19 protein-coding genes are annotated in these 26,309 nt (G+C 55.4%); 12 read left to right on the top strand and 7 right to left on the bottom strand.

The features are described from left to right. The first annotated feature begins 4 nt into the window (after positions 1 to 4). The 3 genes from thiB to thiQ are packed head-to-tail and all read left to right on the top strand — an operon-like array spanning position 5 to position 3,262. Entirely contained in the window at positions 5 to 991 is a 987-nt protein-coding gene (gene thiB / locus AC07WB_RS03255; protein ID WP_097094954.1) for a thiamine ABC transporter substrate binding subunit, read from the top strand. Further along, entirely contained in the window at positions 991 to 2,577 is a 1,587-nt protein-coding gene (thiP, locus tag AC07WB_RS03250) for a thiamine/thiamine pyrophosphate ABC transporter permease ThiP (RefSeq protein WP_494940031.1), read from the top strand. Before thiB ends, thiP begins: the two co-directional genes overlap by 1 nt. Continuing rightward, positions 2,561 to 3,262 carry a thiamine ABC transporter ATP-binding protein ThiQ gene (gene thiQ, locus AC07WB_RS03245; RefSeq protein WP_345827281.1) on the top strand — a complete coding sequence of 234 codons (702 nt, stop codon included), beginning with the start codon at positions 2,561 to 2,563 and terminating at the stop codon, positions 3,260 to 3,262. Before thiP ends, thiQ begins: the two co-directional genes overlap by 17 nt. On the opposite strand, the gene AC07WB_RS03240 is transcribed toward thiQ, so the two are convergent. Next, on the bottom strand, positions 3,259 to 4,023 hold the full coding sequence (locus AC07WB_RS03240; RefSeq protein WP_097094957.1) for a DedA family protein: 765 nt from the start codon (positions 4,021 to 4,023) through the stop codon (positions 3,259 to 3,261). The genes thiQ and AC07WB_RS03240 overlap by 4 nt on opposite strands. 165 nt (positions 4,024 to 4,188) lie before the next feature. Here AC07WB_RS03240 and polB point away from each other — a divergent pair, with 165 nt between their 5' ends. The 3 genes from polB (at position 4,189) to rluA (ending at position 10,287) form a co-directional block, all read left to right on the top strand. Beyond that, a complete protein-coding gene (polB, locus tag AC07WB_RS03235) occupies positions 4,189 to 6,549 on the top strand; it encodes a DNA polymerase II (RefSeq protein ID WP_494940030.1) in 2,361 nt (786 codons plus the stop codon). Between the two features lie 152 nt (positions 6,550 to 6,701). Next, positions 6,702 to 9,608 (top strand): RNA polymerase-associated protein RapA, encoded by a 2,907-nt coding sequence (rapA, locus tag AC07WB_RS03230; protein WP_400458000.1) that lies wholly within the window; start codon positions 6,702 to 6,704, stop codon positions 9,606 to 9,608. A gap of 19 nt (positions 9,609 to 9,627) precedes the next feature. Next, positions 9,628 to 10,287 carry a bifunctional tRNA pseudouridine(32) synthase/23S rRNA pseudouridine(746) synthase RluA gene (rluA, locus tag AC07WB_RS03225; protein WP_097094960.1) on the top strand — a complete coding sequence of 220 codons (660 nt, stop codon included), beginning with the start codon at positions 9,628 to 9,630 and terminating at the stop codon, positions 10,285 to 10,287. 146 nt (positions 10,288 to 10,433) lie between these two features. Here the strand turns inward: rluA and djlA are convergent, their stop codons facing one another. Next, positions 10,434 to 11,246 (bottom strand): co-chaperone DjlA, encoded by an 813-nt coding sequence (gene djlA / locus AC07WB_RS03220; protein WP_097094961.1) that lies wholly within the window; start codon positions 11,244 to 11,246, stop codon positions 10,434 to 10,436. A 182-nt stretch (positions 11,247 to 11,428) separates the two neighbouring features. Between djlA and lptD the strand changes: the two genes are divergently transcribed. From lptD to apaH, 6 genes are read left to right on the top strand one after another with little or no spacing between them, the layout of a single operon-like run. After that, positions 11,429 to 13,807, top strand: a complete 2,379-nt coding sequence (gene lptD, locus AC07WB_RS03215) for an LPS assembly protein LptD (RefSeq protein ID WP_494940029.1) — start codon at positions 11,429 to 11,431, stop codon at positions 13,805 to 13,807. 54 nt (positions 13,808 to 13,861) lie between these two features. Then, complete coding sequence (gene surA / locus AC07WB_RS03210; protein WP_097094962.1) at positions 13,862 to 15,157, top strand: peptidylprolyl isomerase SurA; 1,296 nt, start codon at positions 13,862 to 13,864, stop codon at positions 15,155 to 15,157. Then, complete coding sequence (gene pdxA / locus AC07WB_RS03205; protein ID WP_097094963.1) at positions 15,147 to 16,139, top strand: 4-hydroxythreonine-4-phosphate dehydrogenase PdxA; 993 nt, start codon at positions 15,147 to 15,149, stop codon at positions 16,137 to 16,139. Before surA ends, pdxA begins: the two co-directional genes overlap by 11 nt. Then, positions 16,132 to 16,956 (top strand): 16S rRNA (adenine(1518)-N(6)/adenine(1519)-N(6))-dimethyltransferase RsmA, encoded by an 825-nt coding sequence (gene rsmA / locus AC07WB_RS03200; protein ID WP_097094964.1) that lies wholly within the window; start codon positions 16,132 to 16,134, stop codon positions 16,954 to 16,956. The genes pdxA and rsmA overlap by 8 nt, the downstream gene beginning before the upstream one ends. 4 nt (positions 16,957 to 16,960) lie before the next feature. Next, positions 16,961 to 17,338: a Co2+/Mg2+ efflux facilitator ApaG/CorD gene (apaG, locus tag AC07WB_RS03195; RefSeq protein ID WP_097094965.1), complete on the top strand. Its 378-nt coding sequence runs from the start codon at positions 16,961 to 16,963 to the stop codon at positions 17,336 to 17,338. 49 nt (positions 17,339 to 17,387) lie between these two features. Beyond that, positions 17,388 to 18,257: a bis(5'-nucleosyl)-tetraphosphatase (symmetrical) ApaH gene (apaH, locus tag AC07WB_RS03190; RefSeq protein ID WP_494940028.1), complete on the top strand. Its 870-nt coding sequence runs from the start codon at positions 17,388 to 17,390 to the stop codon at positions 18,255 to 18,257. 46 nt (positions 18,258 to 18,303) lie between these two features. Here apaH and folA read toward each other — a convergent pair whose 3' ends face one another. The 5 genes from folA to dapB all read right to left on the bottom strand — a co-directional run bounded on the left by folA (position 18,304) and on the right by dapB (position 26,119). Beyond that, on the bottom strand, positions 18,304 to 18,783 hold the full coding sequence (folA, locus tag AC07WB_RS03185) for a type 3 dihydrofolate reductase (RefSeq protein WP_097094967.1): 480 nt from the start codon (positions 18,781 to 18,783) through the stop codon (positions 18,304 to 18,306). A 285-nt stretch (positions 18,784 to 19,068) separates the two neighbouring features. Next, positions 19,069 to 20,211 (bottom strand): porin, encoded by a 1,143-nt coding sequence (locus tag AC07WB_RS03180; RefSeq protein ID WP_097094968.1) that lies wholly within the window; start codon positions 20,209 to 20,211, stop codon positions 19,069 to 19,071. Between the two features lie 236 nt (positions 20,212 to 20,447). Then, entirely contained in the window at positions 20,448 to 23,672 is a 3,225-nt protein-coding gene (gene carB / locus AC07WB_RS03175) for a carbamoyl-phosphate synthase large subunit (protein WP_400458005.1), read from the bottom strand. A 13-nt stretch (positions 23,673 to 23,685) separates the two neighbouring features. Further along, positions 23,686 to 24,834, bottom strand: a complete 1,149-nt coding sequence (gene carA, locus AC07WB_RS03170) for a glutamine-hydrolyzing carbamoyl-phosphate synthase small subunit (protein ID WP_494940027.1) — start codon at positions 24,832 to 24,834, stop codon at positions 23,686 to 23,688. Positions 24,835 to 25,303: 469 nt separating this feature from the next. Beyond that, entirely contained in the window at positions 25,304 to 26,119 is an 816-nt protein-coding gene (gene dapB / locus AC07WB_RS03165; protein ID WP_494940026.1) for a 4-hydroxy-tetrahydrodipicolinate reductase, read from the bottom strand. Positions 26,120 to 26,309 lie beyond the last annotated feature (190 nt).

Below are 26,309 nucleotides of genomic sequence, written 5' to 3'. Positions count from 1 at the left end.
CAAAGTGTTAAACAAAGTTCTGCCTGTGATGCTGTTGGTTGCTGCACCGGCTTTGGCTGCCAAACCGGTTCTGACCGTTTACACCTACGATTCATTCTCTGCCGATTGGGGCCCCGGTCCGGCGGTAAAAAAAGCCTTTGAAGCGCAGTGTGGTTGCGAGCTGAATTACGTGGCGCTGGAAGATGGCGTATCGCTGCTTAATCGCGTGCGTATGGAAGGCAAAAACAGCAAAGCCGATGTGGTGCTGGGCCTCGATAACAATCTGGTGCAGGCGGCAGAGAAAACCGGCCTGTTTGCCAAAAGCAGCGTCGATACCCAGGCTTTGCAGCTGCCGGATGGCTGGCACAACGAGACTTTCATCCCATTCGATTATGGCTACTTCGCCTTCGTCTACGATAAAAACAAGCTGAAGAACCCGCCCAAAAGCCTGAAAGAACTGGTCGAGAGCCCGGAGAAATGGCGCGTGATTTATGAAGATCCGCGCACCAGCACGCCTGGCCTTGGTCTGCTGCTGTGGATGCAGAAGGTCTATGGCGATAATGCGCCAGATGCCTGGCAGAAGCTGGCGCAAAAAACCGTCACCGTCACCAAAGGCTGGAGTGAAGCTTACGGTCTGTTCCTGAAAGGCGAAGGCGATCTGGTGTTGAGCTACACCACCTCTCCGGCCTACCACATCATCGAAGAGAAGAAAGAGAACTACGCCGCGGCAGAATTTAGCGAAGGCCACTATTTGCAGGTGGAGGTTGCCGCGCAGCTCGCCAGCAGCAAGCAGCCAAAGCTGGCGCAGCAGTTCATGCAGTTTATGGTTTCTCCAGCCTTCCAGCAGACCATTCCCAGCGGTAACTGGATGTACCCGGTGATCAAAAGCGATTTGCCAGCGGGTTATCACGCGTTGCAGGTGCCAAATAAAGCTCTGCAATTCACGCCAGCGGAAGTAGCCGATCATCGCGCCGCGTGGATTAGCGCCTGGCAACGCGCAGTTAGCCGCTAATGCCCGGTTGGTTAATTCCAGGCAGCATCACCGCGCTGTTGCTGTGCGCGGTGGCGCTGTTGGCCTTTGGTGCGCTGGTGATGGTCGCACCGGCTACTGACTGGCGCGCGTTGCTTGATGACAGCTATCTGCATCATGTGCTGGCGTTTTCCTTTGAACAGGCGCTACTTTCGGCGCTGCTGTCGGTGCTGCCTGCTATCCTGCTGGCACGCGCGCTCTATCGCCGCCGTTTTCCTGGCCGCACTCTGCTGCTGCGCCTGTGCGCCATGACGCTGGTGCTGCCGGTGCTGGTGGCGGTATTCGGCCTGCTGAGCGTGTATGGCCGCAGCGGCTGGCTGGCGCAATGGTGCGCGGCCATCGGCTTTGACTACCACTTTTCGCCGTACGGCCTGCAGGGCATTTTGCTGGCGCACGTCTTCTTTAATTTGCCGCTGGCAACGCGTCTGCTGCTGCAGGCGCTGGAGAACATTCCCGGCGAGCAGCGGCAATTGGCCGCGCAGCTCGGCCTGCGCGGCTGGAATCTGTTTCGTCTGCTGGAGTGGCCGTGGCTGCGCCGCCAGATTCTGCCGACTGCGGCGCTAATCTTTATGCTGTGCTTTGCCAGCTTTGCCACCGTGCTGGCGCTGGGCGGCGGGCCGCAGGCTACCACACTGGAACTGGCGATCTATCAGGCGCTGAATTTTGATTACGATCCGGCGCGCGCGGCGCTGCTGGCGCTGTTACAGCTCGGCTGCTGTTTACTGCTGGTACTGCTTAGCCAGCGCTTTAGCAAAGCCATTCCTACCGGCAGCCAGAACATTCGCGGCTGGCGCGATCCGCAGGATTCATGGCCTGCGCGCGTTGGCGACACGCTGTTGATCATGTCGGCATTAATCCTGTTGCTACCACCACTGGCTGCGGTCGTGGTGGATGGCCTGCGCGGCGGCGTGGCCGGTGCGCTGCAACAATCCGCGCTATGGCAAGCCACATTGACTTCACTGCGCATCGCTCTCGGTGCCGGCGTGCTGTGTGTGGTGCTGACCATGATGCTACTGTGGAGCAGCCGCGAACTGCGTCAGCGCCAGCGCATGTTTTCCGCTCAGGCCATGGAACTCAGCGGCATGCTAATTCTGGCGATGCCGGGCATTGTGCTGGCGAGCGGTTTTTTCCTGCTGTTTAATGCCACCGTTGGCCTGCCGCAGCGCGCCGATGGTTTGGTGATTTTCACTAACGCGCTGATCGCCATTCCCTACGCGATGAAAGTGCTGGAGAACCCGATGCGCGACATCAGCGCCCGTTACGGCCAGCTCTGCGCTTCACTTGGCATCTCAGGTTTTAACCGCCTGCGGCTGATTGAGCTGCGCGCGCTGAAACGTCCAATTGCACAGGCGCTGGCATTTGCCTGCGTGCTGTCGATCGGCGATTTCGGCGTGGTCGCGCTGTTTGGCAGCGCCGATTTCCGCACGCTGCCCTTCTACCTGTTCCAGCAGATCGGTGCCTATCGTGGCGCGGACGGTGCCGTCACCGCACTGCTGCTGCTACTACTCTGCTTGCTCCTCTTTACGCTGATGGAAAAATTACCGGGCCGCCATGCTGACACTGAATAACCTCACTTACCTTTATCAGCATCTGCCGATGCGCTTCACTTTCGCGGCACAGGCCGGTGAACGCCTGGCGATCCTTGGCCCGAGCGGCGCAGGGAAAAGCACCTTGCTGAGTTTGCTTGGCGGCTTTTTAGCGGTAAACCAGGGTTCGCTGGTGATGAACGGCGTTGATCATACTCAGAGCGTGCCGTCGGCGCGGCCTGTTTCGATGCTATTCCAGGAGAACAACCTCTTTCCGCACCTGACGGTGCAGCAAAACATGGCGCTGGGTTTACATCCGGGCTTGAAACTCACGCGCGCGCAGCAGCAGCAAGTCACTGACATTGCCGAACAAACCGGCTTGCAGGAGATGCTGACGCGCTTGCCGGGCCAACTTTCGGGTGGCCAGCGCCAGCGCGTGGCGCTGGCGCGTTGCCTGCTACGTAATCAGCCTATTTTGCTACTGGATGAGCCGTTTTCGGCGCTCGATCCGGCGCTGCGCGGCGAAATGTTACAGCTGGTGCGTTCGGTGTGCGAAACGCGCAATATCACGCTGCTCATGGTGTCGCATAGCCTGGAAGATGCCCAGCAGATTGCGCCGCGCAGTTTGGTGATTGTCGATGGGCGCATCTACTGGGATGGCAGCACGGAGAGTTTGATGCGAGGCGAAAGTGAGGCAGCCGCCATCCTTGGCGTGCAAGCGCGTTAAGCGAAGAAGACTTTCCACAGCAGCTGGCGGAAGATCGGCATCATCGGATGGAACTGGATAGCGATAAACGCGCCCACTCCAATCGCCGCCGCTAAAGGTGCCAGCCAGCGCAGACGCGCAGTCGGCAGATACTTCGTTGCCCAATCGACGGTTTTCCCGCTACGCCACCAGCGCCACAGTAGCCAGCCACCGATCCATACCAGCAGCGCCACCAGCAACAGCAGCCATTTAAAGCTGCCGCCCTGCGCGGCCTGCGGTACATCAATCGCCACACCCGCTAAAATGCCCGGCATCAAGTAGGCGGGCGGCCAAAGAATGCAGCCGATGATATTAGGCGGCAGAAACTTGCGCACCGGCAACTCCAGCATGCCAGCTGCCAGCGGAATCAGCGGGCGCGTCGGACCCACAAAGCGCCCCACCAAAATTGTGAACATGCTGTGTTCATGCAGCGCATGCTCAGTTTTATCCAGCAATCCCTTGTACTTTTTCAGATATTTCCAGCGATGCAGCGGGCCCTGAAACTTCCAGCCGATGCCGTAAGAGACCCAGTCGCCGATTAAACAACCCACGAATCCGGCCGCCCACGCGGGGTAAAGACCAATTTGTCCACTGCCAACCAGCGCCCCAAGGCTGGCCATTAATACCGTGCCCGGCAACAGCAATCCCACGAAGGCCAGCGACTCAAGAAAGGTCACCAGCGCTACGGCGATCAGCGCGTACTCCAGCGATTGCGAAAACAGGTGTTGAATCCAGGCTTCCATAAATATCCTCTGCGGAATATAGAGGCTGGATTGTCCAGAGCGCGTGCGCCAGCGTCAAGGCAAGAATTGTAGAACGATGTTGACAAAGTGGTGACAATTTCACCCGCCGAGACACTGTATAAACATCCATGTTATACTGAGCCTAATTCATTCTCAGGAGTTAACGTGACCGATCCGCGCGCAGGTTTTCTGCTTACCCGACATTGGCGAGATACGCCGACCGGCAGCGAAGTGGTGCTATGGCTGGCAACCGACAGCGGCCCTCAGCGGCTGGTACTGCCTGCCCAGGAATCGGTGGCGTTTATTCCTGAGGAGTTTCGCGCGCAAACTGAGGCGCTACTGCACGACGAGCGCCATACGCGCCTGCAAACATTGGAGCTGAAGGATTTTCGCCGCCGCCCGGTGTTTGGCCTCTATTGCCGCAGCAACCGCCAACTGCAGAATCTGGAAAAACGCCTGCGCGAGAACGGCATTCCCGTTTACGAAGCGGATATTCGTCCGCCCGAACGCTATTTGATGGAGCGCTTTATTACCGCGCCGGTATGGTTTAGCGGTGAAACGCGCGGCGACAGCGTGGTCAACGCGCGCTTGAAGCCGCACCCGGATTACCGTCCGCAGCTAAAATGGGTGTCGCTGGATATCGAAACTACCCAGCACGGCGAGCTTTACTGTATTGGCCTGGAAGGCTGTGGCCAGCGTCAGGTCTACATGCTCGGCCCCGCTAACGGTGACGCCAGCACCCTCGATTTTGAACTCATCTATGTTGAAAGCCGCCCGCAGCTGCTGGAGCAGCTCAACGCGTGGTTTGAGCAACATGAACCAGACGTGATTATCGGCTGGAACGTGGTGCAGTTTGACCTGCGCGTGTTACAAAAACATGCCGATCGCTACGGCATTCCGCTGCGTTTAGGTCGTCAGAAACAGGCTTTAGAGTGGCGTGAGCACGGTTTTAAACCCGGTGTATTCTTCGCGCAGGCCACCGGCCGCTTAATTATTGACGGCATCGACGCGCTTAAATCTGCCTTCTGGGATTTCCCCTCTTTCAGCCTTGAAGCGGTCTCACGCCAGCTGCTGAGCGAAGGTAAAGCCATCGACAATCCGTGGCAGCGCATGGAAGAGATCAACTGGCGCTTTGCTAACGACAAGCCGGCGTTAGCGAAATACAATCTTAAGGATTGCGAGCTGGTAACGCGCATATTTCAGCACACCGCCATCATGCCGTTTCTGCTGGAACGCGCCACGGTAAACGGCCTGGCAGTCGATCGCCACGGCGGTTCGGTGGCGGCATTTGGTCATCTCTATATTCCTCGCATGCACCGCGCCGGTTTCGTCGCGCCTAACCTTGGTGAAGTAGCACCGGAAGCCAGCCCCGGCGGCTACGTCATGGATTCCCGTCCCGGCTTGTACGACTCGGTGCTGGTGCTGGACTATAAAAGCCTTTATCCCTCGATTATTCGCACCTTCCTGATCGATCCGGTTGGGCTGGTCGAGGGCCTGGCGCACCCGGATGATGCCGATTCCGTGCCCGGCTTTCGCAACGCGCGCTTTTCCCGCGAAATCCACTGCTTACCGGCGATTGTTGAGCAGATTTGGCAAGGGCGCGAAGCGGCCAAGCGCGACGGCAATAAACCGCTGTCACAGGCGCTGAAAATCATCATGAACGCCTTTTATGGCGTGCTCGGTACCAGCGCCTGTCGCTTTTTCGATCCGCGCCTGGCGTCATCCATTACGCTGCGCGGCCACGCCATCATGCAGCAAACGCGTGAGCTGATTGAAGCGGAAGGCTTTGATGTGATTTATGGCGATACCGATTCTACCTTTGTCTGGCTGAAAGGCGCGCACAGCGAAGAGGATGCTGCGGCAATTGGTCGCCGTCTGGCTGTACACGTCAACGGCTGGTGGCAACAGCATCTGCACGCGACTTATGGACTGGCGAGCGCGCTGGAGCTTGAGTACGAAACCCATTTCAGCCGTTTCCTGATGCCAACGATTCGCGGCGCTGAACAAGGCAGCAAAAAGCGCTACGCCGGCATGATGCGAAGCGACGGCGGCGAACGGCTGGTGTTTAAAGGTCTTGAATCGGTGCGTACCGACTGGACGCCGCTGGCGCAGCAGTTCCAGCAAAATCTTTATGGCCGCATTTTCCGCGGCGAACCGTGGCAGGATTATATCCGCGAAACCGTAGCGCAACTGCTGGCCGGGGAGCTCGATGAGCAGCTGATTTACAAAAAGCGGCTGCGTCGTGCGTTAAAAGATTACGAGCGCAATGTGCCACCCCACGTGCGCGCCGCGCGCCTCGCCGATGAGCAAAATCGTAAGCTGCAACGGCCGTTGCAGTACCAAAACGGCGGCTCGATACGCTATGTGATGGCGACGGCAGGACCGGAACCGCTTGAGGCGCGTAACACGCCTCTCGACTACGATCATTACGTCACCAAACAGCTACAACCGGTGGCTGACGGCATTTTACCGTTCGTGGGTGATGACTTTGCTACACTGATTACTGGGCAGCTGGGGCTTTTTTGACAGGTGACGAATGCCTTGCCATCCAGTACCATAGCGCCCTTCCTGATTCTCACCGCACACACAATCTGACCAAACACCCGTTTGGCGGTTGCGTATTGCCTGAGTGCAGGTGAACTTCTTTATGGCATGTAAGAGAGTCGAGCAAAAAATATATGGTTTTTACACTGGGTCAGCGCTGGATTAGTGATACGGAAAGTGAACTGGGACTGGGCACGGTTGTTGCGATCGATACGCGCATGATCACCATGCTGTTTCCGGCAACCGGCGAAAATCGCCTCTATGCCCGAAATGATTCTCCGGTAACTCGCGTAATTTTCAATCCGGGTGACACCATCACCAGCCATGAAGGCTGGCAGATGTGCGTCGATGAAGTCCGCAACGAAAACGAATTAATGACTTACATCGGCACGCGTCTTGATACCGAAGAAACGGGTGTGGTGATGCGCGAAGTGATGCTGGACAGCAAACTGGTGTTCAGCAAGCCACAGGATCGCCTGTTCGCCGGTCAGCTCGACCGCATGGATCGTTTTGCGCTGCGTTTCCGCGCCCGCAAATATCACAGTGAGCAATACCGCTTGCCGATCAGCGGCCTGCGCGGCATGCGCACCAACCTGATCCCGCATCAGCTGCACATTGCGCACGATGTTGGCCGTCGTCACGCACCGCGCGTGCTGCTGGCGGATGAAGTCGGCTTGGGTAAAACCATCGAAGCCGGCATGATCATCCAGCAACAGCTGCTGGCGGGTCGTGCCGAGCGCGTGCTGATCGTGGTGCCAGAAACGCTGCAACATCAGTGGCTGGTCGAAATGCTGCGTCGCTTCAACCTGCGCTTTGCGCTGTTTGATGATGATCGCTATACCGAAGCGCAGCACGACAGCGATAACGCCTTTGAAACCGAGCAGCTGATTATCTGTTCGCTCGATTTTGTACGCCGTAACAAGCAGCGTCTTGAACTGCTGGCGGATGCCGATTGGGATCTGCTGGTGGTCGATGAAGCGCACCACCTGGCGTGGAGCGAAGACGCACCGAGCCGTGAATATCAGGTTATTGAGCAGCTGGCTGAGAAAACGGCTGGCGTGCTGCTGCTGACCGCAACGCCGGAACAGCTGGGCTTAGAGAGCCACTTTGCCCGTCTGCGCCTGCTCGATCCGAATCGCTTCCACGATTTTGGCCAGTTCGTTGAAGAACAGCAGCATTACCGCCCGGTGGCGGATGCCGTCAGCTCGCTGCTGGCCGATCACGCCATCAGCAAAGATGAAATGAATCTGATCAACGATTTGATCGGTGAGCAGGATATCGAGCCGCTGCTGCAGGTGGCTAATAGCGATCGCGACGGCAAAGAAGATGCGCGTAAAGAGCTGGTTTCAATGCTGATGGATCGCCACGGCACCAGCCGCGTGCTGTTTCGCAACACGCGTAACGGTGTAAAAGGCTTCCCGAAACGCGAGCTGCATCAGATTCGCCTGCCGCTGCCGGCGCAGTATCAAACCGCCATTAAAGTCTCCGGCATTATGGGCACGCGTAAAAGCGCAGAAGAACGCGCGCGTGACATGCTGTATCCCGAGCAGATTTATCAGGAATTTGAAGGCGATAGCGGAACCTGGTGGAACTTTGATCCGCGCGTAGAGTGGCTGATGGGCTATCTCACCAGCAACCGCAAAGAGAAAGTGCTGGTGATCTGCGCTAAAGCGGCCACCGCGCTGCAGCTGGAGCAGGTGCTGCGTGAGCGCGAAGGCATCCGCGCCGCCGTCTTCCACGAAGGTTTATCGATCATCGAGCGTGACCGCGCGGCAGCCTTCTTCGCCTCAGAAGAGGATGGTGCGCAGGTGCTGCTGTGCTCAGAAATCGGTTCTGAAGGCCGTAACTTCCAGTTCGCTAGCCGCCTGGTGATGTTCGATCTGCCGTTTAACCCGGATCTGCTCGAGCAGCGTATCGGTCGTCTCGATCGTATCGGCCAAATGCATGACATCCAGATTCTGGTGCCGTGGCTGGAAAAAACCGCACAGGCGGTGCTGCTGCGCTGGTATCACGAAGGTCTGGACGCGTTTGAGCATACCTGCCCAACCGGCCGCGCCATTTACGATAAAGAGTACTCTCAGCTGATTGAATACCTCGCCGCGCCGGAGAATCCGCAGGGGCTGGATGCGTTCATCACGGAAAGCCGTAAGCAGCATGATGCGCTGAAATCTCAGCTGGAACAGGGGCGCGATCGCTTGCTGGAACTGAACTCCAATGGCGGTGAAGCGGCGCAAGCGCTGGCGAACGCGATCGGCGAGCAGGACAACGATACCGATCTGGTCAGTTTCGCGCTGAATCTGTTCGATATCGTCGGCATCAATCAGGAAGATCGCAGCGATAGTCTGATCGTGCTGACGCCTTCCGATCATATGCTGGTTCCCGATTTCCCAGGCTTGCCGGAAGACGGTTGCACTGTGACCTTTAACCGCAATCAGGCGCTGTCGCGCGAAGATACCCAGTTCATCACCTGGGAGCATCCGCTGATCCTCAATGGTCTTGACCTGATTCTTTCGGGCGATACCGGCAGCTGCGCGCTATCGCTGCTGAAAAACAAGGCGCTGCCGGTAGGCACGCTGTTGGTCGAGATGATCTATGTGGTGGAAGCGCAGGCACCGAAAAACCTGCAGCTCACCCGCTTCCTGCCGCCAACGCCAGTGCGTTTGTTGATGGACCGTGCCGGTAATAACCTGGCTGGCAAGGTCGAGTTCGAAAGCTTCAACCGTCAGCTGAATGCGGTGAATCGTCATACCGGCAGCAAGCTGGTGAATGCGGTGCAGCAAGACGTGCATGAGATTCTGACCCAGGCGGAAAAAGTGATCGTGCCGGAAGCGCAGGCGATTATTGCTGCGGCGAAAGTCGAAGCCGAAGAGAAGCTGGGAGCCGAACTGTCACGCCTTGAAGCGCTGCGCGCCGTTAACCCCAACATCCGTGATGATGAGGTTGAAGCGCTGGAAAGCAATCGCGAGCAGGTATTGGAAAGCCTCGGCGACGCCGGCTGGCGTCTTGATGCGCTGCGCCTGATCGTCGTGACGCACCAATAATGTTCAGGACCACGACATCATGCTGATGGAAGCGTACAACCCGCCGCTCGAACCCTGGCTGCATATTCTGTATCAGGACGAGCACATTATGGTGGTGAATAAACCGAGCGGGTTGCTGTCGGTGCCGGGCCGCCTGGAGGAGCACAAGGATAGCGTGATGACGCGCATCCAGCGTGATTTCCCGCAGGCGGAATCGGTGCATCGTCTTGATATGGCGACCAGCGGCGTGATTGTCGTGGCCCTGAATAAAGCCGCTGAGCGTGAACTCAAGCGCCAGTTCCGTGAGCGTGAGCCCTCTAAGTATTATGTGGCGCGCGTTTGGGGCCATCCGGCCGCCGAGAAAGGCTTAATCGATCTGCCGCTGATTTGCGACTGGCCAAATCGACCGAAGCAGATGGTGTGTTTCGAGAACGGCAAAGCAGCGCAGACCGAATATCAGGTGCTGGAGTATGAAACCACCAACAGTGCGCGCGTACAGCTGAAGCCCATTACCGGGCGTTCCCACCAGCTACGTGTGCATTTGCTGGCGCTGGGGCATCCGATTCTTGGCGACCGCTTTTATGCGCATGAGGAAGCGTTGGCGATGGCACCACGTTTGCAACTGCATGCCGAGTCGCTGTCGATTACCCATCCGGCGTTTGGTAACAGTATGACGTTTAGACAGCCGGCAGATTTTTAGTTTCGTCCCTCACCCTAGCCCTCTCCCGCAAGCGGGCGAGGGAACCGTTTTGTGCGATGTTAAAGTGAGTCACTCAACCTCAAAATTTGCTCGATCAGCCCCCTCTACCGCTTGCGGGAGAGGGCCGGGGTGAGGGAAAAACAACCTTACTTAAACCCCTTCTCCTTACGAATCAAATCGTAAGCCGCCTGAATTTCCTGCGCTTTCTGTTTCGCCATCTCCATCATTTCCGGCGGCAAGCCTTTCGCCACCAGCTTGTCGGGATGATGCTCGCTCATCAGCTTGCGGTACGCGCGCTTGATGGTGGTGCCATCATCGCTGCTTTTCACGCCCAGCACGCTGCAGGCATCTTCTAACGTAGGCCCACGTTGCGACTGTTGATAGGCCCCGCCGGAGTAAGAACCGCCGCCACCAAACTGCTGGCCGCCTTCCATCATACGCAGGAACTGATCAAACTGTGCTCGTGAAATGCCCAACTCTTCGGCGATGACATACAGCACCTGCCGCTCGTTGGGATGCAGTGAACCATCGGCGAACGCCGCCTGAATCTGGATTTCCAGAAACATCCGAATCAGATCGAAACGACCAAAGCAGGCGCTGCGCAGCTCGCGTAGTTTACTACGCAATGGATAGTCGCTCTGTTTGCCTTCACGAAAAGCCCGCTGTGCGGCGGTACGTGCATCACCGTGCAGCTGCATACGATCCATAAATAAGGAAGCAATCTGGATATCTGCTTCGGTCACGCGCCCTTTTGACTTGGTCAAATGGCCCATCACCTGGAAAGTGGTACTGAAAAACAGCGTCTGACGCGCCTGGTTATTGGCAAAATAACCCTGTCCCTTCACGCTGCGTACTTTGTCAAACATGTGACCAATGATCAGACCCAGTACAATGCCCCAAAAGCCTGCACCGGAAAATATCCCGATAGCCAGACCGATTACTTTTCCCCAGTAGCGCATAAACTCCTCAATTCGCCATGCTTGCGGCTGAAAATTGCATTATCATACCTGTCATTTATCTCAGCGCCTAACGGCAACGCGGACAGACAAGGATTAACACTGGCGCAACGCCGGGCAGTAAGTTAGTCTCTGACCGGATTGTCGGCATGATGCCAGTTTTCATGGAATTATCGAAACCGCGTATGAAAAAACGTATACCTACCCTGCTGGCTACCATGATTGGTGCAGCGCTTTATAGCCAGTCATCACTTGCCGACGATCTGATGTCGCAGTGCATGCTGGGCGTGCCGAGCTACAACCGCCCGCTGGTTAATGGCGATACCAATTCGCTGCCGGTCACCATCAATTCTGATTCAGCCAAAGGCAATTATCCGAATGACGCGGTGTTCACTGGCAACGTCGATGTGCAACAGGGCAATAGCCGCCTGCGTTCCGACGAGGTGCAGCTGCATCAACGTCCGCAGGATGGCCAAACCACGCCGGTTCGCACCGTGGATGCGCTGGGTAATGTGCACTATGACGACAATCAGGTCATCCTCAAAGGTCCGAAAGCCTGGTCAAATCTGAACACCAAAGACACCAATGTGTGGAACGGTGATTATCAGATGGTTGGCCGCCAGGGCCGCGGCGATGCCGATCAGATGAAACTGCGCGGTAATAATCGCTATACCATTCTGGAAAACGGCAGCTTTACCTCCTGCTTGCCGGGTTCCAACAGTTGGAGCGTGGTGGGTTCCGAAGTGATTCAGGACCGCGAAGAAGAAGTCGCGGAGATCTGGAACGCCCGCTTTAAACTCGGCAATGTGCCGGTGTTTTACAGCCCCTATTTGCAGTTGCCGATTGGCGATCGTCGTCGTTCTGGCTTCCTGATCCCGAATGCGAAGTACGGTAGCAATAACGGCTTCGAATTCATGCTGCCGTATTACTGGAATATCGCGCCACAGGCCGATGCCACCATTACGCCGCATTATATGGAAAAACGCGGTCTGCAATTGCAGAACGAATTCCGCTATCTGACGGTGTTTGGTGCGGGTCTGATGGAGCTGGATTATCTCCAGTCAGATAAGCAGTACGATAACGACAAAGCCGTGCGCGGAATCGCACAGAATGACAGCTCCGATCGCTGGTTATTCTTCTGGCGTCATGCAGGCGTTTACGATCAGCACTGGCGTTTCAATGCTGACTACACCAAAGTGAGCGATCCGTATTACTTCAACGATCTCGACTCGAAGTACTACAGCTCCACCGACGGTTACGCCACGCAGAAGTTCAGTTTTGGCTATGCGGACACCAACTGGGATGCCACCCTATCGAGTAAAGACTTCCAGGTCTTTGGTAACACCAGCAACAGCAATGTCTATCGCGCTCAGCCTCAGCTCGATCTGAATTTCTATCAGAACGATATAGGACCGTTTGATGGCCACGTCTATGCGCAAGCGGTGAAATTTACCAACGTAAACAGCCGCATGCCGGAAGCGACGCGTTTGCACCTCGAACCAACGCTGGATCTGCCACTGTCAAACGGCTGGGCAAGCCTGGATACCGAAGCGAAATTCCTGGCAACCCATTACCAACAAGAAAATATCAACGCCTATAACAACGGTGAAATTGCGAACGTCGGCGGTTCAAGCGGTCGTTTGGATGATTCGGTTAACCGTACTCTGCCGCAGTTCAAAATCGATGGTCGCTTAGTGTTTGACCGCGATATGGATTGGGAACCTGGCTATACGCAGACGCTGGAACCGCGTGTGCAGTACCTTTACGTTCCTTATCGTAACCAGAGCAATATCTACCCTTACGACTCAACCCTACTGCAAACTGATTACACCGGTTTGTTCCGCGATCGTACCTACAGCGGCCTGGATCGCATCGCTTCCGCTAACGAAGTGGCTTCTGGTGTTACCACGCGTATTTATGATAACGATCTGGTTGAACGTTTTAACGTTTCTGTGGGTCAAATCTACTCGTTTACCCCGTCTCGTACCGGCGTAAACCAGACGAACAAAGAAGATGACACCGGCAGCCTGGTCTGGGCCGGCGACACTTACTGGAAAATCAGCGATCGCTGGGGCGCGCGTGGTGGACTGCAATATGACACGCGCCTCGATAACGTGGCACAGGGCAACGCCGTGGTTGAGTATCGTCAGGATGCCGATCGCATGGTACAGCTGAGCTACCGCTACAGCAGCCCGGAATACGTAGCGCAGGCGCTGAATAACTCAAACCTGGTGACGGATCCGATTTACAAAAACGGGATTTCGCAGGTGGGTGCCACCGCCAGCTGGCCCATTGCCGATGCCTGGTCACTGGTTGGCGGTTATTACTACGATACCCGCAACAGTCGTCCGGCTGAGCAGCTGGTCGGCCTGCAGTACAGCTCGTGCTGCTACGCCATCCGTCTGGGTTACGAACGCAAGATCAACGGTTGGGAAAACAACGACAGTAAGTATGACAACCAAATCTCATTCAACATTGAGCTGCGTGGTCTGAGTTCCAACTATGGCTTAGGCACCAATGAAATGCTGCGTCAGGGCATCATCCCTTACCAGCGCGCTTTCTGATGTTGTGATGTTTGACAGGCTATCCCGCAGTGCGGAAACAACAATGGATAAAGTATGAAGAACTGGAGAATGCTGATTCTTGGTGTGGCGATTACCGCCAACACTGCGTTCGCAGCCCCACAAGTGGTTGATAAAGTTGCCGCTGTCGTGAATAACGGCGTGGTACTGGAAAGTGACGTTGATGATATGATGCGCACCGTGAAATCACAGGCGCAGCAGGCAAAACAGCAGCTCCCTGATGACAAAACATTGCGTCATCAAATCCTGGAACGCCAGGTCATGGATGCCATCATTCTGCAGATGGGTGAAAGAGCGGGCGTTCAGATTACCGATCAGCAACTGGATGAGGCTATTCAGAACATCGCCGCGCAGAACCGCATGAGTCTCGATCAGCTGCGCAGCCGTCTGGCGTACGATGGCATGGACTATAACGTGTACCGTGCGCAGATTCGCAAAGAGATGACGATCGCTGAAGTGCGTAATAACGAAGTGCGTCGCCGCGTCACTATCCTGCCGCAGGAAGTCGACACGCTGGCCGCTCAGGTTGGCGCACAGAACACGCAGGGTACCGAACTGAATATCAGCCAGATTCTGTTGCCGCTGCCAGAAAATCCAACGCAACAGCAGGTTGACGATCAAGAAACGCTGGCTCGCCAGCTGGTCGGTCAACTGAAAGGCGGCGCCGACTTTGGCAAACTGGCAGTGACCTACTCTGCCGATCCGCAGGCGCTGAAAGGCGGCAACATGGGTTGGGGCAAGATTGAAGAGCTGCCAACGCTGTTCTCGCAGGCGCTGAGCACGGCGAAGAAAGGCGATATTGTCGGTCCAATTCGTTCAGGCGTGGGCTTCCACATCCTGAAAGTGAACGATCTGCGTGGCGAAAGCAAAAACATCTCCGTGACCGAAGTCCACGCGCGCCACATTCTGCTGAAGCCGTCACCGATCCTGACTGATGCGCAGGCACAAGCCAAGATCGAACAGATTGCAGCCGATATTAAAAGTGGCAAAACCACCTTCGCTGCTGCGGCTAAACAGTTCTCTGACGATCCGGGCTCAGCAAACCAGGGCGGCGATCTCGGCTGGGCATCCCCGGAAATTTACGATCCAGCGTTCCGTGATGCATTGCTGAAACTGCAGAAAGGCCAGGTTAGCCAACCGGTTCACTCCTCATTTGGCTGGCACTTGATTCAGCTGCTGGATACGCGTCAGGTTGATAAGACCGACGCAGCGCAAAAAGAGCGCGCGTATCGCATGCTGTTCAACCGTAAATTTGCGGAAGAAGCGCAAACCTGGATGCAGGAACAACGCGCCGGTGCTTACGTGAAGATCCTGGATAACAATGGTCAGTAATTATCGTGTAGCGATCACCCCCGGCGAACCTGCCGGGATTGGTCCCGACCTCACCGTTCAACTGGCGCAGCAAAACTGGCCAGTTGAGTTGGTAGTCTGCGGCGACGGCGAGCTTCTGCGCCGTCGCGCTGCTTTACTGGGTTTACCGCTGACGCTACGCGATTATCAGCCTGGCGTCGCAGCACAACCGCAGCAGGCGGGCACCCTAACGCTGCTGCAAGTGGATATTGCTCAGCCGGTCACGGCTGGCGAACTCTGTGTCGCGAACAGTCACTATGTGCTGGCAACGCTGGCACGCGCCTGTGACGGCTGCCTCAACGGTGAGTTCGCCGCGTTGATTACCGGCCCTGTGCATAAAGGCGTTATCAATGATGCCGGCATTCCGTTTACCGGCCATACCGAGTTCTTTGCCGATCGCGCTGGCGGCGATTTGGTGGTGATGATGCTGGCAACGGAAGAGCTGCGCGTTGCGCTGGCCACCACCCATCTGCCGCTGAAAGATGTTTCCGCTGCGATTACCCGCGAAAGCCTGCATGAAGTGATCGCCATTTTGCATCGCGATCTGCAGCAAAAGTTTGGTTTGCCGAATCCCCATATCTTCGTCTGTGGCCTTAATCCGCATGCAGGCGAAAGCGGCCATATGGGCCGCGAAGAGATTGATACTATTATTCCGGCACTCAACGAGCTGCGTCAGCAAGGCATCCAACTCACCGGACCACTGCCCGCGGATACGTTGTTCCAGCCGAAATATCTGCAACATGCCGACGCAGTGCTGGCGATGTATCACGACCAGGGCTTACCGGTGCTAAAATTTCAGGGGTTTGGTCGTGCGGTGAATATCACCCTTGGCCTGCCCTTTATCCGGACTTCTGTCGATCACGGCACCGCGCTTGAATTAGCCGGCCTTGGCCAGGCAGATCCGGGCAGCTTTATCACGGCGCTTAATCTCGCCATCACTATGATCAAGAGCAGTAATGAATAATCGCGTCCATCAGGGGCATTATGCCCGTAAACGTTTCGGGCAAAACTTCCTGAACGATCAGTACATTATCGACAGCATTGTCTCCGCCATTCACCCACAAAAAGGTGAAGCGGTGGTGGAAATTGGCCCCGGCCTTGGTGCGTTAACCGAGCCGGTAGGTGAGCGTCTGGATGAGCTGACCGTTGTCGAACTGGACCGCGACCTTGCCGCGCGTCTGCAAACGCATCCGTTCCTCGGTCCAAAGCTGACCATTTTCCAGCAGGATGCCATGACCTTTGATTTCTCCGCGCTGGCGCAGGAGAAAGGTCAGCCGCTACGCGTGTTTGGCAACCTGCCGTACAACATCTCGACGCCGCTGATGTTCCACCTTTTCAGCTATACTGGTTCGATTAAAGACATGCACTTTATGTTGCAGAAAGAAGTGGTGAATCGCTTAGTCGCCGGACCGGGCAGCAAAGCTTATGGGCGTTTAAGTGTGATGGCGCAGTATTACTGCCAGGTCATTCCTGTGCTTGAAGTGCCGCCTGAGTCATTCACGCCGGCACCGAAAGTGGATTCGGCCGTGGTGCGTTTAGTGCCTTATATGCAGCCGCAGTATCCGGTCAGCGATATTCGTCTGCTGAGCCGCATTACCACTGAAGCCTTTGGTAAACGCCGTAAAACGCTGCGCAACAGCCTCGCTCATATGTTTGCGGCTGGTGCGCTGGATCAATTGGACATCGATGCCTCGCTGCGAGCAGAAAACGTTTCTGTGGCGCAATATTGCCAACTGGCAAACTGGTTGAGCAATCATCAGGCAGAAACTCCGGAGAATTGAGTGCATGAGTGAATTGGCCCGCGTCTGTGTCCATGTACATAGTCAGTATGTGGAGTCGCAATCCTTGCCCGACGAGGATCGCTACGTGTTTGCCTACACCATCACCATCCGCAATTTAGGGCGCAGCAGCGTACAGCTGCGCAGCCGCTATTGGCTCATCACTAATGGCAACGGTCGCGAGACTGAAGTGCAAGGTGAAGGCGTGGTCGGCGAACAGCCGCACATTGCTGCCGGCGGCGAATATCAGTATACCAGCGGCGCAGTTCTGGAAACGCCGATGGGCACCATGCAGGGCCACTATGTGATGATCGATGACGCGGGAGAAGAGTTCCACGTCGAGATCCCGGTGTTCCGACTTGCGGTGCAAACCCACATTCATTAATCCTCCCCCGCCCGGCCAGTCCGGGCGGCGCGTTTTCATCGGACTGACAATGAGTACATACCTGATTGGCGATATTCATGGCTGTTATGACGAGCTTCGTGCGCTATTGGCGCAGGTAGATTTTGATCCGCAGCACGACACTCTATGGCTTACCGGCGATCTGGTGGCGCGCGGCCCCGGCTCGCTTGAGGTGCTGCGCTACGTGAAATCGCTGGGAGATTGCGTACGCTTAGTGCTGGGCAATCACGATCTGCATCTGCTCGCTGTGTATGCGGGAATCAGCCGTAATAAGCCGAAGGATCGCCTGACGCCGCTGCTGGAAGCCGATGATGCCGATGAACTGATCAACTGGTTACGCCGTCAGCCGCTGTTGCAGGTGGATGAAGAGAAGAAACTGTTGATGGCTCATGCCGGCATTACGCCGCAGTGGGATCTGGACACGGCGCAAATGTGCGCGCGCGAAGTAGAAGCGGTGCTTTCCAGCGACAGCTATCCGCTGTTTCTCGACGCCATGTACGGCGACATGCCTAATAACTGGACGCCGGAGCTTAGCGGGCTGGCACGCCTGCGGTTTAGCACCAATGCGCTGACGCGCATGCGCTTCTGCTTCCCAAATGGTCAGCTGGACATGATTTGCAAGGAATCCCCGGAATCTGCACCACCGCCGCTGAAGCCGTGGTTTATGGTGCCGAGCAAGATCGACAGTCACTACACGCAGATATTTGGTCATTGGGCGTCACTGGAGGGGAAAGGCACGCCGGAGCAGGTAATTGGTCTGGATACCGGTTGCTGCTGGGGCGGAACACTGACGCTGCTGCATTGGGAAAGCAAACACTATTACGTGCAAGCCTCCAATCGCGAGCAGGCGATGGCGGAAAGTGCGGTCAGCGCACACCCACCGTTAAGCGATACGCCATAAATAAAAAGGTCGTCATGAATGGCGACCCTACGAATAACAAATGTAATCAACGGCGATCCAGAATCTCGAAGCAGTAGCTGTGTGAGTTCTGCTCATCGGCATCGTGGAATTCGCTGAAGGTAGATTGCCACTCATCCGGCTCGTAATCCGGGAACTGCGTATCCCCTTCTACTTCCGCGTCGATATGCGTCAGATACAGACGATCTGCGCGCGCCAGCATCTGCTCGTAAACGCGTCCACCGCCAATCACCATCATCTCGTCAACATCACCTGCGGCTTTCACTGCTTCTTCCAGCGACGTTACCCAGGTAACGCCTTCATGGTTGCCTGGCTGGCTGCTGACCACAATGTTCAGACGCCCAGGCAGCGGACGACCGATAGATTCAAAGGTCAGACGGCCCATAATCACCGGCTTATTCAAGGTATTACGCTTAAACCACGCCAAATCAGCAGGCAGGTTCCAGGGCATGGCGTTTTCCATACCGATAATGCGATCCGCAGCCAGCGCCGCGATCAGACTAATCATGTTAAAAGACCTACAGGAAAAAATTGGCGCCATCATACGTAAAGGCGAAACTTTCGTCGATAGGCCGACCCCGCTATTTGAGTAAAGCTCCGATGCCACCGCACTTTTGTTATTGGACAGAGTTTTGCACCGACTTTTCCAGCAATAGCGGGGAGAGGCGCCAGAAATTGCTGGTGAGACGGCACAACTCAGCACATCAGGGCAGATCATGGGTAGCGCAGTGTAAAGAAAAGCGCACTCTGTGCGATAAAAGAAAACGGCTCCCGCGGGAGCCGTTAAGACAAATTAGAAATCGTAGCGCAGACGCACGAGGTTTACGTTACCCAGTGATTTGTCGGTGCTAGATGTGATGACATATTCGTAATCAACACGGAAGCCATAGTCGAGCTGTGCGCTCACGCCAACCCCATTGTCGATACGTTTGTAATCACGTCCATTGACGAACTCCAGACGGTCACCCATGAAGTAAGGCTGGATGGATTTCACCGCGTACTGACCAATCGGGAATTTGTAACCCGCGAAGTATTCAACGCCCCACGCGTCATCGGCGAAGTAGTTGTTGACGGTATTGCGTTTGGTAGGCGAGAAGTTCTCATACCAACCGGCGCCGGCTGACAGCGTCCAGTTATCCGGCGTCCAGCTCAGTGCGGTACCGTAGATATTCTGGTCGTAGCGCTTGCTGTCGCCGTTGCCTGGATTATGGATATCAGCACGGGTGTAGTTCCACGCGGTGCCCCATGCCAGATCTTTAGTGATGTGGTAGTTAACACCCAACGAGCCACCGCCTTTACGCTTGTAGCGCAGGCCATTTCCCGGCAGGAAATCATCATCTTCAAACAGATATGCCGCGTACACATCCGCATCACCGAAGGTGTTTTTGTACTTCAGCATTTTGCGTGAACGATAAGAACCGTCGTAGTCACCATTGATGCCGTTGCCCGGCGCCTGGGCCAGCATATCGTAGTCCCAGATATCGGTTTTCGCGCCTACTACATCGTAATAAACGCTGTTCTGCTGACCAAAGTAGAGTTCACCCAAAGAGGCGCTCTTGAAGCCGGTATAGAGCTGGCGACGCGTGGTATTGTTAGCACCATCAGCATGATGATTATCCCATCCCCACCATGCAGGGAAGTTAACACCCAGCTCGTAATAACCTACCCAACTCACGTCATCAAACAGGTAGTAGTTAGCGGTAAAACGGAAACGTGAACCACCATCATAACCATTGCGTTTGTATGATTGGTCGTTAACCCCGTTCTGATGCTGGAACTGTGGACGAATACTGCCGCCCACTTTGAAGTCAAGACGGCTAAGCGGATCGCCTGCCTGTGGATCCTGCTTCAGCAGAGTAATTTCCGCCTGGCTAGCAAGTGGCGCCGCTGCGAGTAATGCAGCAATAGCGCTGAGAGTGAAAGCACGCATTTTCATTTTTTATTCCCAGTAAAGGTGAGCGCTCTATTGATGAGCGAGCGAAATAGTACGGTGCGCTTACTAGGTTGTTATTTATAATTTTGTGCGGATATTCCTGGATGTAACATTTTCCGCATCAACTGATAAATACTATGTCAAATTAATATGATTTTTACAGATAACGATATTTGCCTGGTCACTAAAGGCAAAAAAAACGGCCCCCACAGGAGCCGTTTTCATACCGCAATGTCTGCTTAGCCTTTAATTTGCGCGTGCATTTCCTGCACTGAGATAACTTGCTCAGTCGGATCGGCATTCAACGCCATCGCCGTCGCAAAACCGCCGTTCAGCGTGGTGTCGTAATGCACTTTATATTGCAGCGCGCTGCGACGAATCAGCTTGGAGTCTTCAATTGCCTGACGTCCCGCCGTGGTGTTCACGATATAGGCATATTCGCCATTCTTCAGACGATCCTGAATGTGTGGACGACCTTCGTGCACCTTGTTCACCAGACGAGGATTAATACCCGCTTCGCCCAGCACCACTGCGGTACCGTGTGTCGCATCCAGCTCGAAACCAAACTTCTGCAGCTTCGCCGCCAGGTCGACGATCCGTTTCTTATCGCCTTCACGCACCGACAACAGTGCACGACCGGTTTTCTTCATGTTGCTCTGCGCGCCTAGCATCGCTTTCGCAAAGGCTTCCGCGAAGGTACGACCCACGCCCATCACTTCACCGGTAGAGCGCATTTCCGGGCCAAGAATCGGGTCAACGCCTGGGAACTTGTTGAACGGCAGCACCACTTCTTTCACCGAGTAATACGGTGGAATCACTTCTTTGGTGACGCCCTGCTCCGCCAGCGTTTTGCCTGCCATTACGCGCGCCGCCACTTTGGCTAGCGCCACGCCGGTGGCTTTCGACACGAACGGTACGGTACGTGCGGCACGCGGGTTAACCTCAATCAGGTAAACCTCGTTGTCCTTCACCGCAAACTGCACGTTCATCAAGCCGCGTACATTCAGCTCAAAGGCCAGTTTCTCGACCTGCTGACGCATGACGTTCTGGATTTCCGTGCTCAGCGTGTAGGCCGGCAGTGAACACGCAGAGTCACCAGAGTGCACGCCCGCCTGCTCGATGTGCTCCATAATGCCGCCAATCAGCACGCGCTCGCCGTCGCAAATCGCATCGACATCCACTTCAACCGCATCGTCGAGGAAGCGATCCAGCAGTACTGGCGCATCATTAGAGACGGAAACCGCGGTCTGGAAGTAGCGCTTCAGGTCGATTTCATCGTAAACGATTTCCATCGCGCGGCCGCCCAGCACATAAGAAGGACGCACCACCAGCGGATAGCCGATGCCGGCGGCTTTTTCTACCGCCTGCTCCAGCGTAGCCACGGTGGCGTTCGCTGGTTGCTTCAGGCTCAGGCGATCAACCGCCTGCTGGAAACGCTCACGGTCTTCTGCACGGTCAATCGCATCCGGGCTGGTACCAATCACCGGTACGCCAGCCGCTTCGAGCGCGCGCGCCAGTTTCAGCGGCGTCTGGCCACCGTACTGCACGATCACGCCTTTTGGCTGCTCAATGCGCACGATTTCCAGCACGTCTTCGAGGGTAACGGGTTCGAAGTACAGGCGGTCTGAGGTATCGTAATCGGTCGATACGGTTTCCGGGTTACAGTTAACCATGATGGTTTCGTACCCGTCTTCACGCAGTGCCAGCGCGGCATGCACACAGCAGTAATCGAACTCGATGCCCTGACCGATACGGTTTGGACCGCCGCCCAGAATCATGATTTTTTCACGATCCTGGTTTGGATTGGCTTCGCACTCTTCCTCGTAGGTGGAGTACATATACGCAGTATCGGTGGCGAATTCAGCGGCGCAGGTATCAACGCGCTTGTAGACCGGATGCAGGTTAAATTGCTGACGCAGCTTGCGGATTTCACCTTCTGAAACGCCCGCCAGCGCAGCCAGGCGCACATCGGCAAAGCCTTTACGCTTCAGAGCTCGCAGGAACTCAGCATTCAGCGAGTTCACGCCTTCGCGCTCAACTCGCTCTTCCAGACGCACCAGCTCTTCAATCTGTACCAGGAACCAGCGGTCGATGTTGGTGAGATTGAATACGCCATCCACTGACATGCCGGCGCGGAAGGCATCGGCGATGTACCAGATACGGTCAGAACCGGCGTCTTTCAGTTCACGGCGGATGCGCGTTAAGGCCTCGGGATCGTCCAGGCTGACTTTTGGGTCAAAACCGTTGGCGCCGACTTCGAGACCACGCAGCGCTTTCTGCATCGATTCCTGGAAAGTACGGCCAATCGCCATCACTTCACCCACCGATTTCATCTGCGTCGTCAGACGATCGTTGGCACCGGCAAACTTCTCGAAGTTGAAGCGAGGAATCTTGGTCACGACGTAGTCGATTGACGGTTCGAACGATGCCGGCGTTAAGCCGCCGGTGATGTCGTTCATCAGCTCATCGAGGGTAAAGCCTACCGCCAGCTTTGCGGCCACTTTTGCAATCGGGAAGCCGGTAGCTTTCGAGGCCAGCGCCGAAGAGCGCGACACGCGCGGGTTCATTTCGATGACGATCATACGGCCATCTTTCGGGTTCACCGAGAACTGCACGTTAGAACCGCCGGTTTCTACACCGATTTCACGCAGTACCGCCAGCGAGGCGTTACGCATGATTTGATACTCTTTGTCGGTCAGGGTTTGCGCTGGTGCCACGGTGATGGAGTCGCCGGTGTGAATGCCCATCGCATCGAAGTTTTCGATTGAGCAGACGATGATGCAGTTGTCGTTTTTATCACGCACTACTTCCATCTCGTACTCTTTCCAGCCAATCAGCGACTCATCAATCAGCAGCTCATTGGTTGGCGACAGATCCAGACCGCGTTCGCAAATCTCTTCGAACTCTTCGCGGTTATAGGCGATACCGCCGCCGGTGCCGCCCATGGTAAAGGAAGGACGGATGATACACGGGAAGCCAACGTCTTCGGCCACCGCCAGCGCTTCTTCCATATTGTGCGCAATACCGGAACGCGCCGTGCCGAGACCAATGCTTTTCATCGCCACGTCAAAACGGCGGCGATCTTCGGCTTTGTCAATCGCATCGGCGGTGGCACCAATCATGGTCACGCCGAACTCCGCCAGCACGCCCTGACGCTCCAGCTCCAGCGCACAGTTCAGCGCTGTCTGGCCGCCCATGGTTGGCAACACTGCATCCGGGCGCTCTTTTTCGATAATTTTGCGTACCACTTCCCAGTGAATCGGCTCGATGTAGGTGGCATCGGCCATTTCCGGGTCGGTCATGATAGTGGCCGGGTTCGAGTTCACCAGAATGACGCGGTAACCCTCTTCGCGCAGCGCTTTACACGCCTGCGCACCGGAGTAGTCAAATTCGCATGCCTGGCCGATGACGATCGGGCCAGCGCCAAGGATCAGGATGGATTTTATGTCTGTACGTTTTGGCATCAATGGCTCCTGATTACTTCGCGTTAGAACGGAAAGCTTCGATCAGTTCGATAAAGTGATCGAACAGCGGCGCCGCGTCGTGCGGGCCTGGGCTCGCTTCCGGGTGTCCCTGGAAGCTGAAGGCCGGTTTGTCGGTGCGGTGAATACCCTGCACGGTTTGGTCGAACAGCGACACATGCGTCACGCGCAGATTCGCTGGCAACTGGCTGTCATCAACCGCAAAACCGTGGTTCTGCGCGGTAATCATCACGGTATTGTTATCGAGATCTTTCACCGGATGGTTCCCGCCGTGGTGGCCGAGTTTCATCTTGACGGTTTTGGCACCGCTCGCCAGCGCTAACAGCTGGTGGCCGAGGCAGATACCAAATACGGGAATGTCCGTTTTCAGGAACGCCTGAATGGCCTTAATGGCGTAGTCGCACGGCTCAGGATCGCCAGGACCGTTCGACAGGAAAATACCGTCTGGATTAAGTGCCAACACGTCTTCCGCCGAAGTTTGTGCCGGTACCACCGTCAGGCGGCAGCCGCGATCCACCAGCATGCGCAGGATGTTGCGCTTAGCGCCGTAATCGTACGCCACCACATGGAACGGCAGCGCTTCAGCGCTTTTTTGCTCCGGCAGGTCGCCTTCCAGCGTCCAGCTGCCCTGCTGCCACGCGTAAGTTTCTGCGGTGGTGACTTCTTTCGCCAGATCCATCCCTTTCAGGCCCGGGAACGCCTGCGCTTTCTGCAGCGCCAGTGCGGCATCCGGATTATCGCCCGCAATAATGCAGCCGCTCTGTGCACCTTTCTCACGCAGCAAACGGGTCAGTTTGCGCGTATCAATATCGGCGATGCCGACGATGTTATTGCGCTGCAGATAAGCTGACAGGCTTTCTTCACTGCGGAAGTTGCTGGTAATCAGCGGCAGATCGCGAATAACGAGGCCTTGTGCATGAATTTGGCTGGATTCTTCATCAGCGGCGTTAACGCCAACATTGCCGATATGGGGATAAGTGAGGGTAACGATTTGGCGGGAATAGGAAGGATCAGTGAGGATTTCTTGATAACCGGTCATTGAAGTGTTGAAAACAACTTCTCCCACTGCCGACCCCGTAGCCCCGATGGCCCGACCGTGGAATTGGGTTCCGTCTTCCAGAACCAAGAGCGCTGACTTAATCAAAACATCCTCCAGGGAATAAACAGTCACAATATTTGCATATTAATTCAAAAGCAGTGCCAGAATCAATGCAAAACCCGCCTGAGTACTCGAATTTTGGCAAATTGCGCGCATTCTAATGATCGGCCTGCGCCTTGTCTACACCATGAGGTTATTTTTTTGTATATTTCGGGCACCTGAATGTTAAAAATGGCGAAAGACGATAAAAGAGTGAGATAACTCGGAAAAATAATCGGTTGCCTGACGGCAATGATTACAAAGCGGTGCTAACTCGCATAAATTTTTGACCAAATGGTCAAAAATGACCTTTTTAAGCCTGATAATTATGCTAAAACAATCCAAAACAACAAACTCATAGAGATAATGACTCAAGATGTCCTTTTTCACATAAAATAAAGGGCAATGATCACATTGCCCTCGTCAATCAAGGTCTTACCGATTGAAATAACCACATCACGATGGTTCACAACACTCACAACATCGATAAATCCAGCACATCACGCATATCATAAAGGCCAGATTTCTTACTCTTAAGCCAGCTTGCCGCCTTAACTGCGCCATTTGCGAAGGTCATACGGCTGGAAGCCTTGTGGGTAATCTCTACGCGCTCGCCAATATCTGCAAACATCGCAGTATGCTCACCGACGATATCGCCCGCGCGCACCGTAGCAAAACCGATGGTTTGCGCTTTACGCTCGCCGGTATGGCCTTCACGGGCATAGACCGCGTGCTCATCCAGATTCCAGTTCATAGCATCGGCAATCGCTTCGCCCATCGCCAGCGCGGTTCCTGAGGGTGCATCAACTTTATGACGATGGTGCGCTTCGATGATTTCAATATCCGCATAGTCGCCCATCACTTTTGCCGCTTGCTGCAGCAGGTTCAGCACCAGGTTAACGCCGACGCTGAAGTTGGCGGCAAACACAATGCCAATCTCTTCTGCCGCCGCGCTAATCGCGGCTTTACCGGCTTCATCAAAACCGGTGGTACCGATCACCATCGCCTTTTTATGCTGGCGGCAAAACGTCAGATACTCCAGCGTGCCTTCCGGACGGGTGAAATCGATCAGCACATCGAAGTCGTTGACCACTTGTCGCAGATCGTCGGTGACAATCACGCCGGTTTTACCAATGCCCGCCAGTTCACCGGCATCTACACCCAGCAGCGATGAACCGCTACGTGCCAATGCCGCACCGAGTGCGACACCTTCCGCCTGCTGAACGGCCTGAATCAAATTGCGTCCCATGCGACCCGGCGCACCAACGATAGCAATGCGGATTTCACTCATAATTATTCATTCCTGATACAAATCTATGCATATAAAGCGTAAACAGGTTAACGGTCCGATAACCGTCACGCCACAATAATAAAGGGATAATAAGAATTTTATGCCAGCCGCGGAACATTATCAGTAAAAGCAATCCCGCATGTTGGAAGTGGGATTTTCCGTGGCGACAGACAAAGAAAAGGCCGAACAA

The organism is Pantoea sp. GW821-FHT03E06, from assembly GCF_059420725.1.
Note: the sequence above shows the minus strand (reverse complement) of the source record. Positions and strands in the feature narration are given on the sequence as shown.